At 58.5% G+C, this 16,187-nt stretch carries 17 protein-coding genes; 2 read left to right on the forward strand and 15 right to left on the reverse strand.

The window, feature by feature from the left end:
• Positions 1 to 72: 72 nt before the first annotated feature.
• From IPZ49_RS03370 to pmbA, 10 genes are all read right to left on the reverse strand, one after another.
• Positions 73 to 813, reverse strand: coding sequence for a KDGP aldolase family protein (locus IPZ49_RS03370; RefSeq protein WP_022646864.1), 741 nt, complete (start codon positions 811 to 813; stop codon positions 73 to 75).
• Entirely contained in the window at positions 810 to 1,928 is a 1,119-nt protein-coding gene (locus IPZ49_RS03375; protein WP_058677081.1) for a DgaE family pyridoxal phosphate-dependent ammonia lyase, read from the reverse strand. Before IPZ49_RS03375 ends, IPZ49_RS03370 begins: the two co-directional genes overlap by 4 nt.
• Positions 1,912 to 3,045, reverse strand: a complete 1,134-nt coding sequence (locus tag IPZ49_RS03380) for an amidohydrolase/deacetylase family metallohydrolase (RefSeq protein WP_032625226.1) — start codon at positions 3,043 to 3,045, stop codon at positions 1,912 to 1,914. Before IPZ49_RS03380 ends, IPZ49_RS03375 begins: the two co-directional genes overlap by 17 nt.
• Before the next feature lie 42 nt (positions 3,046 to 3,087).
• Positions 3,088 to 3,729, reverse strand: coding sequence for a DUF4310 family protein (locus tag IPZ49_RS03385; RefSeq protein ID WP_003856081.1), 642 nt, complete (start codon positions 3,727 to 3,729; stop codon positions 3,088 to 3,090).
• 13 nt (positions 3,730 to 3,742) lie between these two features.
• Positions 3,743 to 4,519: a DUF4311 domain-containing protein gene (locus IPZ49_RS03390; RefSeq protein ID WP_006810337.1), complete on the reverse strand. Its 777-nt coding sequence runs from the start codon at positions 4,517 to 4,519 to the stop codon at positions 3,743 to 3,745.
• Between the two features lie 22 nt (positions 4,520 to 4,541).
• On the reverse strand, positions 4,542 to 4,841 hold the full coding sequence (locus IPZ49_RS03395; RefSeq protein ID WP_047354580.1) for a DUF4312 family protein: 300 nt from the start codon (positions 4,839 to 4,841) through the stop codon (positions 4,542 to 4,544).
• A gap of 2 nt (positions 4,842 to 4,843) precedes the next feature.
• Entirely contained in the window at positions 4,844 to 5,206 is a 363-nt protein-coding gene (locus IPZ49_RS03400) for an SFCGS family glycine-rich protein (protein WP_006810339.1), read from the reverse strand.
• A gap of 10 nt (positions 5,207 to 5,216) precedes the next feature.
• Positions 5,217 to 5,555, reverse strand: a complete 339-nt coding sequence (locus IPZ49_RS03405) for a PRD domain-containing protein (protein ID WP_026080657.1) — start codon at positions 5,553 to 5,555, stop codon at positions 5,217 to 5,219.
• A gap of 310 nt (positions 5,556 to 5,865) precedes the next feature.
• Positions 5,866 to 6,252, reverse strand: a complete 387-nt coding sequence (gene cybC / locus IPZ49_RS03410; RefSeq protein WP_193762833.1) for a cytochrome b562 — start codon at positions 6,250 to 6,252, stop codon at positions 5,866 to 5,868.
• A 42-nt stretch (positions 6,253 to 6,294) separates the two neighbouring features.
• Entirely contained in the window at positions 6,295 to 7,647 is a 1,353-nt protein-coding gene (pmbA, locus tag IPZ49_RS03415; protein WP_023299182.1) for a metalloprotease PmbA, read from the reverse strand.
• Positions 7,648 to 7,742: 95 nt separating this feature from the next.
• Here pmbA and yjgA point away from each other — a divergent pair, with 95 nt between their 5' ends.
• A complete protein-coding gene (gene yjgA, locus IPZ49_RS03420) occupies positions 7,743 to 8,294 on the forward strand; it encodes a ribosome biogenesis factor YjgA (protein ID WP_003856072.1) in 552 nt (183 codons plus the stop codon).
• 105 nt (positions 8,295 to 8,399) lie between these two features.
• Here yjgA and mpl read toward each other — a convergent pair whose 3' ends face one another.
• On the reverse strand, positions 8,400 to 9,773 hold the full coding sequence (mpl, locus tag IPZ49_RS03425) for a UDP-N-acetylmuramate:L-alanyl-gamma-D-glutamyl-meso-diaminopimelate ligase (RefSeq protein WP_022646859.1): 1,374 nt from the start codon (positions 9,771 to 9,773) through the stop codon (positions 8,400 to 8,402).
• Positions 9,774 to 9,952: 179 nt separating this feature from the next.
• Here mpl and fbp point away from each other — a divergent pair, with 179 nt between their 5' ends.
• Positions 9,953 to 10,951, forward strand: a complete 999-nt coding sequence (gene fbp, locus IPZ49_RS03430; RefSeq protein ID WP_022646858.1) for a class 1 fructose-bisphosphatase — start codon at positions 9,953 to 9,955, stop codon at positions 10,949 to 10,951.
• A gap of 39 nt (positions 10,952 to 10,990) precedes the next feature.
• On the opposite strand, the gene IPZ49_RS03435 is transcribed toward fbp, so the two are convergent.
• From IPZ49_RS03435 to ytfR, 4 genes are all read right to left on the reverse strand, one after another.
• Positions 10,991 to 12,559, reverse strand: coding sequence for a methyl-accepting chemotaxis protein (locus IPZ49_RS03435; protein WP_058647065.1), 1,569 nt, complete (start codon positions 12,557 to 12,559; stop codon positions 10,991 to 10,993).
• A gap of 93 nt (positions 12,560 to 12,652) precedes the next feature.
• Positions 12,653 to 13,654: a galactofuranose ABC transporter, permease protein YjfF gene (gene yjfF / locus IPZ49_RS03440; protein ID WP_063932811.1), complete on the reverse strand. Its 1,002-nt coding sequence runs from the start codon at positions 13,652 to 13,654 to the stop codon at positions 12,653 to 12,655.
• Positions 13,641 to 14,666 carry a galactofuranose ABC transporter, ATP-binding protein YtfT gene (gene ytfT, locus IPZ49_RS03445; protein ID WP_161177600.1) on the reverse strand — a complete coding sequence of 342 codons (1,026 nt, stop codon included), beginning with the start codon at positions 14,664 to 14,666 and terminating at the stop codon, positions 13,641 to 13,643. Before ytfT ends, yjfF begins: the two co-directional genes overlap by 14 nt.
• Before the next feature lie 10 nt (positions 14,667 to 14,676).
• Positions 14,677 to 16,179, reverse strand: coding sequence for a galactofuranose ABC transporter, ATP-binding protein YtfR (ytfR, locus tag IPZ49_RS03450; protein WP_045307823.1), 1,503 nt, complete (start codon positions 16,177 to 16,179; stop codon positions 14,677 to 14,679).
• Positions 16,180 to 16,187: the final 8 nt, after the last annotated feature.

A 16,187-nucleotide genomic window follows, 5' to 3' on the forward strand; every position in this document is an offset into this window, starting at 1 on the left:
TCTCCCCAAAGGGGAGAGGGGACGATTACACCCTCTCCCCTTTGGGGAGAGGGCTGGGGTGAGGGGCAGGTTCTACTTCACCAGCTTCTTCGTCATCGCCAGCAGCGTACGCACATCTTCCGGACGCGTGTCGCCGCTGGCTTTGTCGATAATCGAGCTGTAGATATGCGGGATGATTTTGCTCACGCCCGCGTCCAGGGCGATCTGCAGGATCTCCTCAAAGTTCTCCAGATCGATTCCCCCGGTCGGCTCCAGCCAGAAGTCGTGACGGGCGCAGGCTTCCGCCACCGCTTTATACTCGTCACGGCACTTGAGGCCGCCCATCGGGAAGTACTTGATTGAGCTTCCGCCAAAATCTTTCAGCAGGGCGATCGCGGTTTCCACCGGCACAATGCCGTCCGGCGCGTTGCTGCTCAGCGGGCCGGTGGAAATTTTAACCATGCCGACGGTACCGGTCGGGGAGACGAGGCCGTTGACCACCGACTCATTCTGCCCCAGCAGCGCGCGGCTGGCGGCCACGCCGGTAAAGACCTGATTGACGTGCTGCGGCTGTACCTGGCGGGAGATTTCACTCACCATCGCCGACTGGTTCGGATCGCCTGCGCCCAGCCCCACGGAGAGCGCGTTATCAATCAGTGCCGCGTACTCGCGCATATCCGCGACGGCGCTCGCCACGTCGGGGTAATTTTTGGAGAGCACGCCCACCAGCACATGACCTTCCGCCGCCTCGTAAATGGCGCTGGCGTTGGCTTTCGATCCTGCCAGCACGTTCAGGCAGACGCGGTCACGGTAAAAGTTGGGGGTCAGTTTCATGCTTTTTTCTCCTGTCCTAATTCTTCGCTAATGCGGCGGTACACGATGTTCAGCTGGTCAGCATTCACGCTGCGCACATCCGCTTCGATAATCCCTTCGTTAGCTTTATAGCCACGGAAGTAAATGGCGTATTCGCCCTGCTTGAGCGCGTTCACCAGTTCACCGGTGCCGACGCCGGTGGTCGCTTCGTCAAACTTAATCTCGGTGCGCGCGATATCGCGACCCGCGCTGTCCCAGACCACGCGGGCGGTGACGCCGTTCAGGGTGTTGAGCGCGTCAATAAACGGCGTCATTTTCGCCACCATCTCGGCCCCGCTCTCCCTGGTGGCCGTCAGGTAGTGTTCGATGGCGCAGGTCAGGCCGAGGATCCCCTCTTTGCCCACCTTCATCGCGCGGCCAATGCCCGCCGTCTGGCGCTTCACCCACTCAACGTACTGGGTTTTGCCGATCACCAGGCCGCTGGTTGGCCCTTCAATCGCCTTCGCGCCGCTGTAGATCACCAGATCGGCGCCGGATCGGTAATAGGTATGCAGATCTTCTTCCGCCGCGGCGTCAACGATCAGCGGCAGATCGTGTTTACGCGCCACGACCGCCGCCTGCTCAACGCTAAGCATGCTTTTCTGCACGCAGTGGTGCGATTTAATGTAGAGGATAGCCGCTGTACGCGGGGTGATCGCTGCCGCCAGCTGATCGGCAGAGCATTCGTTGGCGTAGCCCGCTTCCACCAGCCTGCCGCCGCCCAGCGCTACCATGGTGCCTACCGGCGCGCCAAAGTTAACGTTGTGGCCTTTCGGCAGGACGATCTCGTTGTTCTCAATCGGTGTGACGTGCAGGTTTTCCAGCAGCCAGTCGCTGTCTTTCACCAGTACCGCCGCCACGGACTGGGCAATGCCCGCTGACGCGCAGGAGACCACCGTTGCGCCTTCCACCTCCAGCAGCTTCGCGATGTATTCGCCGGTTTTATTGACCAGATCCTTTATCTCGAAATAGTGATTCATGCCGTCCATCGCCGCCTGCACCACCTCCGGGCGCGGCGTGGAGACACCCAGCGCCGTCATGCGGCCAGAGGTGTTGATAACCTGCTTTAAGTTGTACTTCTCATAAATCGAAGGCATGTTCCGTGCTCCCTTGTTCGGTCATGTAGCCCTTGCCCGCGCGGATCGCGGCAAGCGGCACCAGAATGTGTTCAGCCTGCAGGCTGTCGTTTTCAGCATCCGTCAGCACCGTCGGCTGGCGTTTAAGGGTGAACAGCGTCAGGTCAGCGTCGAGGCCAGGCTGAATGCGGCCTTTGCGCGTCAGGCGCAGGCCGTCTGCGGCGTTGGCGGTGACGCAGTCAATCACCTGCGGCAATGACATGCCGATGGCGAGGAATTTCGACATCACGCTTGCCAGCGAGCCGACCGGGCCGTTGATGCGGTTGCGGCAGTAGATATCCGAGCTGATGGTGTGCGGCAGAATGCCCATCGCGATGGCGCGTTTCGCCACCTCAAAGCTGAAGCTCGCCGTGCCGTGGCCGACGTCCAGACGCACGCCGCGCTTCAGCGCAGACGTAATGGAGGCGCGCAGCTCGCCGGAGGGCGTCAGAATGCGGTTGGGCTTGCCGTTGTAGCAGTGGGTAATGATGTCGCCGGAGCTTAACAGCTCGGCAATCTCATCAAGGTTCGGCGGGTTGTTGCCGATGTGCACCATCAGCGGCAGGTCGCCATTCTCTTTTTGAATCGCTTTCGCGCGCTCCAGCGGGGTAATGCCGTTTTCACCGACCACGCTGCTGCTCATGCGCGCCTTCAGGCCGACGATAAAATCCGGGTAGCGCGTCACCGCCTGCTTCACCGCATCAGCATCAATATTGGCCATATTGGCCAGCTCGTTCTGGGCAATCAGCCCCACGCGGGAGATGTTCAGCAGGGCAAACACCTCGGTGGATGCTTTGCGGGTGATGGCGTAAAAATCATCCACGTCGTCGGCCCCGGTACTGCCCGCGTCCACCACGGTGGTGACGCCGGTGGCAATGCCCACGCTGTCCGGCTCGTCGTGGTAGATCGGGGAGTTCGGGTAGCAGTGGACGTGGGAGTCAATCCAGCCCGCGCTGACGAACACGTCACCGTTAAGCTCAACCGTTTTACGAGCGGGAGCGTCAATTTGGCCTGTCGCGGCGATCTTCCCGTCCTGAATGGCGATATCGGTCAGGGTATCGTCGGCGAGGCGCGCACGGCGCAGGAGTAGATCAAACATGGGGTTCTCCTGATAAGGCGGGCACCGAAGCGCCCGCAGGTATTAAAGGGCGACCGGGAACAGCCAGCCCAAAATCATTGCGCCGAGGATGGCGCCACCGGTAATCGGCTTCTGCCAGATGTAGAACAGCAGCGCGCCCACCAGGGAACCGACGCCGATTGGAATGGAGGCGGTCATGGCGCTGAGGATAATCAACGGCCCGAGGAAGCGGCCGGAGGCGTTACCCGCGCCCATCATCACGTCTGCACCGTAGGTGGAGTTACTCTGGTTGATGGTGAACTTACGCGCCAGGATGATGACGTAGCCAATCGCCAGACCAATCACCAGGCCGGTAATCAGCGAGGCAATAAAGTTGGTCACCGGGAACATGATCCCCGCGCCCAGCAGCAGCGCCGGTACGCCGAGGCCCACGCCGGTCTGGATCGCCCCGCCGATGTCGAGAATCCCGACCAGCGACCCTTCGATGATACGGGCGAACAGGAAGCTTGCGCCGAACGCCGCCACCGCGCCGTAAACGCCGGTATCGATTCCCGCTTTCAGCATCGCCACGAAGGCCACTTCGTTAAACGCGCCGATGCCGTAGAGGTAGTACATGTGCGTCCCGGCGAAGACGCCGGAGGAGAGCAGGCCAACGAAGATCGGGAACGACCAGTCGGCATACCAAAAACCTTTATTCTGTTCCATTTAGAGGCTCCTGTTATTTACCGCTGAGCGAGTTGTGGATCATGTCGAGCCAGTTCGGCACGGTCAGATGGAAGGATTCGATCATCTTCATGTCGAAGCCGCGGAAGAAGCCGCTCAGCACGAACAGCAGGACGATCGCCGCCATCATCACTTTGGTGACGTGGTTCCAGCCGCTCTCTTCCACGCCTTTACCGATCAGGATCCCCAGCACCAGGCCCGGCACGGCGTTACCCATGATCAGCTGCGCTGCGCCGCCAAAGATGGTGGCCCAGAAGCCCGATTTTTTACCCGCGTCGATGGCTGCCAGCCAGAAGATCACCGGCATCACGGTGTTGACCAGCAGGTTCGCGGCAGGCACCAGCACCTTCACGGCGGTGACCTGAAGCGCAGCCGGAACGGAGGAGGCGGTCAGGTTAAGGAAGGTCACGACAATCATGCCGATAATGCCGCAGGCAATCGCCATTTTGCGCGGGTCATGCAGCGTTTCACCGACGTTACGGTTTTTGATCATCAGTGCAGCAGCACCCCAGTTCGGGATGATGCGGTGGTCAACGTCCTGTGTGAAGGCACCTGCGGCCACGGAAGAGGCCCAGGCGTTAAAGAAGAAACCTAACCCAAAGGAGAAGTGGGACGCCGGATCCCCTTCACAGGAGTTCAGTTCCCCCAATGTACGAAACGCGCCCATACCCTGAGTGGTAGGCGCATGAAACATGCGTGCAGCCCCGGCTCCAACACCGACGCCAACCAGGCCGCCAATGATGAGCGATTTTATTAATATAATTAAGAACATCAGTCTGCCCTTTTATGAATAATCAGCGTTGCGTGACGAAATCCACCTGGTCGAGATTGATGGCGGTCACGTTGACGGTCACATCCAGCTCCACGCTGTAGGTGCGTCTTTCCCGACGCAGAAAGAAGAACAAAAACGCTTCTTTTCGCACCGCTTCTTGCGCCTGAACAACCTGCACACCCTGTGGCTCAATACGCAGTAAGATATGCGGTGAGGCTTTCATCACCGCGGCCTGTACGTGGTTGAGGGCGTCGGCAAAGGCGCGCGCTTTGGCATCGCCCTTCCCCTTCACTCTCACCGTGGTCGTGAACTGTTCTTTCATGCTTACGCGCCGTATTTCTTCTGCCACGCCTGTACCAGACGCTCGCCCAGCTCTTCTTTATCCATAAAGCCAAAGCCCAGCACGTTGCAGCCTTCGTTGATAGCGGTCACCCCCTCATCCACGGAGCGCATGCCGTATTTGGCCTTGTAGCCGTATTTGGTCTGGGCGGTGATGGCACCCGCGCCGCCGCTGCCGCAGAACGAGATCCCGAAGGTGGCGTTTTCTGCTTTCATCACGTCACCGAGCTTCATATCCGCTGCCATGCCCGGTACGACAACCGCGCGTCCGCCGGCTTTTTCCACACCCGCAGCCACTTTCTGACCTTTACCCAGGCGATCGCCAATCACGACTGTAATCTGTTCCATGTGTTGCTCCTTAAAGGTTGTCTTTCGCGACTTCGAAGTGAACGGAGAGCAGCCAGGCTTCTTCATCAGGAAGATTGCCAAACTGCGCTACCACTTCACGGGCAAGTTGCATTGAATCTGGTGAAATTTCGTCGAACAGCTCTGCTTCAACCTCCGGCAGCGGCTCGCCGGTCACAGACCGGTGCGCCATTGCGCGAACGTGGGAGGTCAGCATCTGCTCCTGTACCGCGTTGGGGATGATGTTGTGCCGGGCCAGCAGGGCGTAGACCTGCTGAAGCATGGTGTTCGCGAGCTGTTCTGTTTGCACCGCCTGTTCCCCAACGTCGTTCATTACCGCTCCGTTAATCACTCGTCTTACCCCGTTAATGGCTCTGGAATAAAACTAACGTCGAGGGGGCGTTGTTTGTAGCGAGTTGTTTTCCACTTCGAAGTGGAAAGGCGAGCCGCGGCAGTGATCTGTGCCACATAAATGCGGTGAATCTGGATTAATCGCTGGATTTACGTGATGAATATCACGCTATTACGCGGCACTAAACAGGTAAGCGGAGTGGAAAAGATTACGAGCAGGCTCGTAGAAATGTGACGTGGATAAGGTTTTCTTATGGGGAGGGAGAAGAGTGTGAGCGGGGATGCTTAACGCGCCCCGCTCATCCAGACTATCAACGATACTTTTTGTGATACGCGTTGCGGGTCGCCGCAAACTGGTCGGCTGCCGCCTGGGCTTCCTTCACTTTGCCTTCGTTCGCCAGCTTCAGCGCGCCGTCGATCTGGCCGCCCAGCACGTCAAAACCGTGGCGGTAGTCTTTCATCTCGGCGCTGTCCGCCGCTTTGCTTTCCAGCTTCGGCGGCGTCGCTTTTTGCGCATCCAGCGCCGCTTCACGCATTTTGGTCAGTGCGTCTTTCATCTCCGCCGCATCGTCGGTTTTCTGCACCACCTTCAGGTTTTGACTGAGGATGTCCATGTTGTCTTCAAGATCGGCAGCAAACGCAGATGAACCAAGAACCAGCGTTGAAGCCGCGACGATCGCTAACAGGTGTTTACGCATTGCTCACTTCCTTTTTTATTATAAATCACGCTTTTACGGGGATTATTGCCCGGCGATTTTCATCTCCGGCAGTAATACAGAACCACACTGAATATTGCTGCGTGTTTCAATATCGTTACCGACCGTAACAATATTGCGCCACATGTCCTTGAGGTTGCCGGCGATGGTGATTTCGCTCACCGGATACTGAATTTCACCGTTTTCCACCCAGAAGCCCGCTGCGCCGCGAGAGTAGTCGCCGGTGATACCGCTCACGCCCTGCCCCATCAGCTCGGTGACCACCAGACCGGTGCCCATCTCTTTCAGCATCTGTTCAAAATTCAGGCCCTGCCCGGCAATGCGCCAGTTATGAATGCCGCCCGCGTGCCCGGTGCTTTTCAGCCCCAGCTTACGCGCGGAGTAGTTGGTCAGCAGCCACTGGGTCAGAATGCCGTCTTTAACGATATCCCGGCGCTCCGTGCGCACGCCTTCGCTGTCGAACGGCGTGGAGGCCAGCCCTTTCAGCAGGTGCGGGTGCTCTTCGATGGTCAGCCATTCCGGCAGGATCTGCTTGCCCAGCGAGTCGAGCAGGAAGGTCGATTTACGGTACACCGAACCACCCGCAATCGCCCCCACCAGATGACCAAACAGACCGGTTGCCACTTCGTTGGCAAAAATGACCGGGGCTTTCATGGTGGAGAGTTTACGCGGCGAGAGGCGTGACAGCGTACGTTCGGCGCACTCTTTTCCCACCCACTCCGGAGACTGCAAATCCCCCAGCGCGCGGCCAATGGTATACGCGTAATCACGCTCCATATCGCCGTTCTCTTCGGCGATCACGCAGCTGGAAAGCGAGTGGCGGGTTGAGCAGTACCCCTGCAACATGCCATGGGAGTTACCAAACACTTTGATGCCGTAGTGGCTGTTAAAGCTGCCGCCTTCGGTATTGGTGATGCGTTTGTCAGCCTGCAAAGACGCCTGCTCGGCGCGCGAGGCCAGCTCAATGGCTTCATCCGGGGTCACTTCCGCCGGATGGAACAGATCGAGATCCGGCGCGTCAAACGCCAGCAGCTCTTTATCAGCCACGCCAGCGTAAGGATCCGGGGAGGTGTACCGCGCGATATCCAGCGCCGCCTGCACTGTACGGGCGATGGCATCCGGGCTGAGATCGGTAGACGACGCGCTGCCTTTGCGATTCTGGTGATACACCGTGATCCCCAGCGCGCCATCGCTGTTAAATTCTACATTCTCCACTTCGCCATAGCGGGTGCTCACGCTAATACCGGTGGTTTTGCTGACCGCCACTTCGGCGCCATCTGATTTACCTGAAGCGAGCATCAGCGCGGTGGAGACGGCTTCTTCCAGGATCTTACGCTGCGCTTCAACTTGTGAGGTTACTTTCATCGCAAATGCCATACTGTAAGAGAGAGTTAAGTGAAGTCTAACAGAGAACCGTTTTTCAGTGCGCGTCTTAACTGGTAACATTAGCCTCTTTTTTTAAGGAGCCTGACATGACTAAGCAGCCCGAAGACTGGCTCGACGACGTTCCCGGTGATGACATCGAAGACGAAGATGATGAGATCATCTGGGTCAGTAAAAGTGAAATTAAACGTGACGCCGAAGAGTTAAAACAGCTTGGCGCAGAAATGGTAGAACTGGGTAAGAACGCGCTGGATAAGATCCCGCTCGACCAGGATCTGCGTGATGCCATTGAACTGGCACAGAAAATCAAGAAAGAAGGGCGTCGCCGCCAGCTTCAGCTTATCGGGAAACTGCTGCGTCAGCGCGACGTGGAGCCGATCCGTCAGGCGCTGGATAAACTGAAGAACCGCCACAACCAGCAGGTTGCGCTGTTCCATAAGCTGGAGCAGATCCGCGACCGTCTGATCGAGCAAGGTGATGACGCGGTACCTGAAGTGCTGAACCTGTGGCCGAATGCCGACCGCCAGCAGCTGCGTTCTTTGATCCGTAACGCGAAGAAAGAGAAAGAAGGGAATAAGCCGCCGAAGTCTGCGCGTCTGATTTTCCAGTATCTGCGCGAGCTGTCTGAGAACGAAGAGTAAACTGTGCGGGTTTGCGCCGGATGGCGGCGTAAACGCCTTATCCGGCCTACAAGGTCGTGCGAAGAAATGTAGGCCCGGTAAGCGCTAGCGCCACCGGGCTTTTTTTTACTCTGCGGCCGCGGCTTTCTTCGCCAGACCGTCCAGCAGCTTCTGATGGATCCCACCAAACCCGCCGTTGCTCATCACCAGAATGTGATCGCCAGGCTGTGCGGCTTTCACCACCATATCCGCTAAGACATCCACGTCCGCACTCCAGTGCGCTGGCTGAATGCAAGCGTCGGCCACTTCGGCCACCTGCCACGGAATATGCTGCGGTTGCAGGAGGAAGACCTCGTCGGCACGCCCTAAGGACGGCGCGAGATCGTCTTTGCATATCCCCATTTTCATGGTGTTCGAACGCGGTTCCAGCACGGCCAGAATGCGCGCGGTGCCGCCAACTTTGCCACGCAATGCGGCAAGCGTCGCCAGAATGGCGGTTGGGTGGTGCGCGAAATCGTCGTACACCGTCACGCCATTCGCTTCACCACGCAGCTCCAGACGGCGGCGGGCGTTAATGAACGAACCCAGCGCATTGGCGGCATCCGCAGGCAGTACGCCCACGTGACGCGCCGCGGCGATCGCCATCAGGCCGTTGTGCATATTGTGCTCGCCCACCAGGCCCCACTTCACTTCGCCCACTTTTTCGCCGTCGAGCAGCACTTCCCATTCGGAAGCATCCGCGTTGAGCTTTTTCGCCTGCCAGTGCCCCTGCTCGCCAACCAGCTCCTGCTCGCTCCAGCACCCCATCGCCATAGTCTGCTTCAGGTTGATGTCGTTCTCCGGCAGGATAATGCGGCCCTGACCCGGAACAATGCGCACCAGATGGTGGAACTGTTTCTGAATCGCTTTCAGGTCGTCAAAGATATCCGCGTGATCGAACTCAAGGTTGTTGAGGATCAGCGTGCGTGGGCAGTAATGCACGAACTTGGAGCGCTTGTCGAAGAACGCGCAGTCGTATTCATCCGCTTCAATCACAAAGAACGGGCTGTCGCCCAGACGCGCGGAGACGTCGAAATTCCCCGGCACGCCGCCGATCACGAACCCCGGCTTGTAGCCGCAGGCTTCGAGGATCCAGGTCGCCATACCGGCGGTGGTGGTTTTGCCGTGCGTCCCGGCAACGGCGACAACCCAGCGGTCGCGCAGGACAAAGTCATGCAGCCACTGCGGGCCAGACATGTACGGGATATTACGTTCCAGCACCGCTTCAACGCATGGATTCCCACGGGTCATGGCGTTACCAACGATCACCAGATCCGGCTGCGGCTCGAGCTGGCTGGCGTCATATCCCTGAATCAGAGAAATCCCCTGCTTCTCCAGCAGCGTGCTCATCGGCGGATACACATTGGCGTCCGAACCTGTCACTTCATGGCCCAGCGAGCGCGCCAGCATTGCCAGTCCGCCCATGAAAGTGCCACAAATCCCCAATATATGAATGCGCATACGTCACTATCCTTCTTCAATGTGGCGCACATTTTACTCACATGTCAGCGGCTGTGAAACGCATTTCAGGTAAATCCGTATTTTGCTGGCGCGATTCACCTCTGCGCTAATATTTGAATGTTTGTTAAGATTGTTGGACATCAACCGCTTTACTCAACATAAGATGCAGGGAAAGTGTTATGAAAACGTTAGGTGAATTTATTGTCGAAAAGCAGCACGAGTTCTCTCATGCTACGGGTGAGCTCACTGCTTTGCTGTCGGCAATAAAGCTGGGCGCTAAGATCATCCACCGCGATATCAACAAGGCCGGTCTGGTCGATATCCTGGGTGCCAGCGGTGCCGAGAACGTTCAGGGTGAGGTTCAGCAGAAACTCGACCTGTTCGCCAATGAAAAACTGAAAGCAGCACTGCGCGCGCGCGACATCGTTGCGGGTATCGCCTCTGAAGAAGAAGATGAGATCGTCGTATTCGAAGGGTGTGAACACGCAAAATACGTTGTTCTGATGGATCCGCTGGACGGCTCCTCCAACATCGACGTTAACGTTTCTGTCGGTACCATTTTCTCCATCTACCGTCGCGTCACCCCGGTTGGCACACCGGTGACGGAAGAAGACTTCCTGCAGCCGGGCAGCAAGCAGGTTGCTGCCGGTTATGTGGTGTATGGCTCGTCCACCATGCTGGTGTACACCACCGGCTGCGGCGTGCACGCCTTTACCTACGATCCGTCGCTGGGCGTTTTCTGTCTGAGCCAGGAGCGCATGCGCTTCCCGGAGAAGGGCAATACCTACTCCATCAACGAAGGCAACTACATCCGATTCCCGAATGGCGTGAAGAAGTACATCAAATTCTGCCAGGAAGAGGATAAAGCCACCCAGCGCCCGTACACCTCGCGCTATATCGGCTCGCTGGTGGCGGATTTCCACCGTAACCTGCTGAAGGGTGGTATTTACCTCTACCCAAGCACCGCCAGCCACCCGGACGGAAAACTGCGTCTGCTGTACGAGTGCAACCCGATGGCATTCCTGGCCGAACAGGCAGGCGGCAAAGCGAGTGACGGTAAAGAGCGTATTCTGGATATCGTGCCGGAAAGCCTGCACCAGCGCCGTTCGTTCTTTGTCGGCAACGACCACATGGTTGAAGACGTTGAACGCATGATCCGCGAATTCCCGGACGCGTAACGCGTAAATAGGGGAGCCCGACAGGCTCCCCTATTTTTATCATGCCGTTTGCGCCGTCAGTTTGAAGGATGCCATCGCCTCCATCAGCTCGCGCGATTGTTCCTCCAGGGAACGCGTTGCCGCAGAGGATTGCTGAACCAGCGCCGCGTTTTGTTGCGCCGTTTCATCCATCTGATTGACGGCAATGTTAACCTGCTCAATACCGCGGCTCTGCTCCTGAGACGCCGTCGCAATTTCTCGCATCAGTTTGGTCATACGCAGCACTTCGGTAGCGATCTCGTCCATCGTCTCACCGGCCTGTTGCGCCAGCTCGCTGCCCTCGTTCACGTGGGTTTGCGAATCGCTGATCAGCGAGCGGATCTCTTTCGCCGCATCAGCACTGCGGCTGGCGAGATTACGCACCTCACCCGCCACGACCGCAAAACCCCGTCCCTGCTCGCCCGCGCGCGCCGCTTCCACGGAGGCGTTCAGCGCCAGAATATTGGTCTGGAAGGCAATGCCGTCGATGACGCTCAGGATATCGGCGATGCGCGCCGAGCTGCCGGCGATGTCGCGCATCTTCTCAATGACGTAGCAGACCATTTCGCTGCCATGATCGGCGGTATCGGAGACCGACTGCGCCAGCTGATGCGCCTGCCCGGCGTTATCGGCGTTAAGTTTCACCGTGGCGGTGATCTCTTCCATGCTGGCGGCCGTCTGTTCCAGCGAGGTGGCGGTGGATTCCGTGCGCTGGGCCAGGTTCAGGTTCCCTGCCGTCAGCTCGCGGCTGCCGGTATCAATCTGCGAGCTGGCGTCACGCACCCGCAGAACGGAGTTCATCAGCGACTGGCGCATCTCTTCGATGACCGCGTTGAGGCGATTAAATTCCTGGCTCGCCGGCGCGTTCAGGGTGTGGGTTAAATCCCCGGCCGCTACGTGCTCCAGCTGGGCAATTGAGGCTGAAAGCGGCTTGAGCAGCATATGGCGCAGCACCAGCCAGGCCAGCACGATAATGCCTGCCGTCAGCAGCGCCGCGACGATAATCAGGATCAGCACACGGGTTTTACTCGCCTGCACGGCGCTCACCTCCGCTTTGCCGCGCGCCTCGCTCCACGTCTGGAACGCCTGCATATCGTTATCAAACTGCTTCGCCACCGGGACCAGCTTACTTTCCAGCAGATCGTAATAGCCGTCCGCACTTTGCTCGTTCAGGGCCTTCAGCATCGGGCTGATACCCTGCTGGTTGTACACCGCCAGGCTCGAGGCGACGTTATCCAGCAGCTTTTGCCCCTGCTCATCCGCCACGCCGCCGCCGATCACGCCCTTCAGCGTTTTCTGTGCCAGCGCCACTTCCTGGTTAATGGTTTTGACCGCCCTGGCCGCATCGTCCAGCAGGCCGACCTCCATCATGCGGACGGCCTGACCCGCTTCGTTACGCGCGCGCAGGATCAGCGTATAGCCGGCATTCAGCTGCACCATCTGTTCACCCTGAAGATGATTGATGCGCTGGAGAGAAGTGGAACTTTGTGTAAGGGCATAAATGCCAATGCCGCTGACAATCAGCAGCAGAAGGGTCATAACGGCCAGTAAAGAGAGCAAGCCGGTACGAATCGATAGCGTTTTAAGCATGATGTTATTTCCGGTAGCGAGATATTTCTGGGCATAAAAAAAGAGTATCGACCGCTACCGGAAAATGTTTAGAGTTTAAGCAATTTCAGCATGTTATCGCCCTGTTAAAGATGTATTCACACGGGTAACAGGCGAGCTCTGGCGGTTCTCCCACAGCACCGTCAGGCCGCGCTGGAGCGCGATAAAAATAAACAGCAGAATACCGATGGCGATTTTGGTCCACCAGGAGCTGAGCGTGCCGTCGAAGTTGATGTAGGTCTGAATCAGCCCCTGGATCGCCACGCCAAACAGCGTACCGAGCACCGTCCCTACCCCGCCGCTGAGCAGCGTACCGCCAATCACCACCGAGGCAATGGCGTCAAGCTCAACGCCCACCCCCGCCAGGGCATAGCCTGCCTGGGTGTATACCGAAAACACAATCCCCGCGAGCGTGGCAAGGCCGGTCGAAAGCATATAGATGCGGATGGTGGTGCTGCGCGTGGAAATCCCCATCAGGTTCGCGGACGTGGCGCTGCCGCCAATGGCATAAACCTGGTTACCAAACCGGGTACGGTGGGCGAGGAAGATCCCGATAACCACCACGCCCAGCATCAGCAGCCCCATTGCGCTCAGGCGCCCCCCGCCGGGGATTTTCCACGCCAGGCTGGAGAGCGTGTCGTAGATCGGGTGGTTAATCGGAATTGACTCCTCCGACACCAGATAGCTCACGCCGCGCAGGAAGAACATCCCGGCGAGGGTGATGATAAACGCCGGGATTTTCAGCGCGTCGATCAAAAGCCCCATAAAGGCGCCGAACGCGCAGCCCATAATCAGCACCAGCGGGAACGCCAGCAGCGGCGAAATGCCCCAAAAGCCAATCGCCTTGGCAAGGAACACGCCGGTAAAGGCGATCACCGACCCAACGGAGAGATCGATCCCGACGGAGAGGATCACAAACGTCATGCCGACGGCGATAATGCCTAAAAAGGCGTTGTCGGTCAGGATGTTGCAAATCACCCGCGTGGAGGCGAAGCCCGGGAACTGGGTCAGGCAGTAAAGGTATCCCAGCACGAACACACCCAGCGTGATCATTAACGGCAAATTACGTTTTATCATGACCGCGGAACCCCTTAATGAGAGTGATAAAGCGCGGCGACTGCACGATAAGTACGATAAGCACCACGACCGCTTTGACGACCTGATTAAGCTCCGGCTGGAACCCGGAGAGCAAAATACCGGTATTCATACCCTGAATAATTAACGCCCCCACCACCGAGAGCAGCAGATTAAAACGTCCGCCCATCAGCGACCCACCGCCGATAACCACCGCGAGGATCGCATCAAGCTCCAGCCAGAGTCCGGCGTTGTTGGCATCCGCCCCGCGAATGTCGGCCGCCACAATCACCCCGGCAATCGCAGCACAGACGCCGCTCAGCACGTAGGTCAGCATCACCATCAGCCGTGTATTTACCCCGGCGTTTTTCGCGGCCCGAATGTTAATCCCCACCGCTTCGATGAACATCCCGAGCGCCGTTTTGCGTGTGAAAAGCCAGAACACCACCAGCGTCACCAGCGCGACGATCACCGGGGTCGGGAAGAACAGAAAATTACCGCTGCCGATCCACGCAAGATTCGGGGAGGTAAAGGTGACGATTTGACCGGAGGTGATAAGCTGCGCCACACCGCGCCCGGCCACCATCAAAATCAACGTCGCGACAAACGGCTGGATCTTGAGCACCGCGACCAGAATGCCGTTCCACAGCCCGGCTAATACACCGGAGCCCAGCGCGGCCAGCAGAACCACCGGCAGGCTGTGCCCGGCAACGGTCATCGAGGCGGCGGTGGCGCCCGCAATTGCCATTACCGCACCGACGGAGAGGTCAATCCCGCCGGTGGCAATCACCAGCGTCATGCCCATCGCCAGCAGTGCCACGGGCGCGGCACGGTTTAAGATGTCGATCGGGCTACCAAACAGGCGGCCATCCTGCACGACGATCTGGAAGAAATGCGGAGCCACCAGGCTATCCACCAGCAGCACCAGCAGCAGCGCCACGATTTGCGGCGTGCCGGTCGGCCAGCTGAAGCGGCGCTTCGCTTCGCCAGTTTGCGAAAGAGAACGGGACATCACATATGACTCCTTACGCCGCGATGGCATTCATGATCGCCGGAACCGACAGTTTATCCAGCGGGATCTCTGCCACCTGCCTGCGATCGCGCATGATGATGACGCGATCGGCATAGCCAACCAGCTCCTCCAGCTCAGACGAGATCACCAGCAGCGCCAGACCGTCGGCGCACAGCGTTTCGATAAGCCGGATGATTTCGGCATGCGCGCCCACGTCGATACCGCGCGTGGGCTCGTCGAGGATCAGGAACTGCGGTTTGGTCAGCAGCCAGCGCGAGAGCAACACCTTCTGCTGATTACCGCCCGAAAGGAACTCGATGGGCTGTTCCGCGCTCGGGGTACGGATACCGAGCTGGCGGATGAAGCGCTCGGCAATGGCGTTCTGCTCGCGCTTAGGGATCGGACGCAGCCAGCCGCGCTGGGCCTGTAGCGCCAGAATGATGTTTTCCCGCACCGAGGCGGCGGCAATAATCCCGTCCGTTTTTCTGTCCTCCGGGCAGAAGCCCACGCCGAGGCACGACGCCTGATGTGGTGAACGTAGCGTTTGTGGTTTGCCTTTGATCAGCGCCGTTCCGCTGTCGGCAGGTTTGATCCCGAAGATCACTTCGGCGGTTTCGGTGCGCCCGGAGCCTAACAGCCCTGCCAGACCCACAATTTCACCGGGGCGTACCTCGAGGTTAAACGGCGCGATGGTCCCTTTTCTGCCGTAATCGTGAAACGCGGCGATCGGTTTTTCGCTCAGCAGCGTACGGCCCGCGCGCTGGAGTGCGTTGGTCTCCAGCTCGCGGCCCAGCATCATTTTGACCAGCTCAATCTGCGGCAGCTCGCGGGTTTCCCGGCAGCCGACAAAGCCGCCGTTGCGCAGCACCGTAATACGGTCGCTTACCTCGTAAACCTGATCGAGGAAGTGCGTAACAAAGATCAGGCTCACGCCCTGATCGCGCAGCTGGCGCATCAGGGTAAAAAGCATCTCCACTTCCTGGGTATCGAGGCTGGCGGTGGGTTCATCGAGGATCAGCACTTTCGCCGAGAGATCGATAGCGCGACAGATCGCCACGATCTGCTGCATCGCCACGGAAAAACGGTTCAGCGGTTCGCGCACGTCGAGAGAGAAGCCATACGATTCCATCAGCTTCGCGGCGCGCGCTTCCATCTCTTTACGGCGCAGCAGGCCAAAACGTCTGGGCTCGCGGCCAATAAACAGGTTATCCGCTACCGACATGTTTGGCAGCAGGTTCACTTCCTGGTAGACCGTGCCGATCCCCAGTTGCTGCGCATGCGCGGTGTTTTTGGGCGAAATAGCATTACCTTCCAGCCAGATAGCGCCGCGATCGGCGTGATAGACCCCGGTCAGGGTTTTAATCAGCGTCGACTTCCCCGCCCCGTTTTCGCCGAGCAACGCCATGATCTCCCCCCGCCGCAGGCTGAAATCAACGTTATCCAGCGCCTTAACGCCAGGGAAAAATTTACTCAGGCCCTCTGTGCGGAGGATTTCCTGGTGTTGTTCGGTGGTCATGGTTTCCC

Source organism: Enterobacter cloacae complex sp. S2 (assembly GCF_015159675.1).
Classification (GTDB): domain Bacteria; phylum Pseudomonadota; class Gammaproteobacteria; order Enterobacterales; family Enterobacteriaceae; genus Enterobacter; species Enterobacter intestinihominis.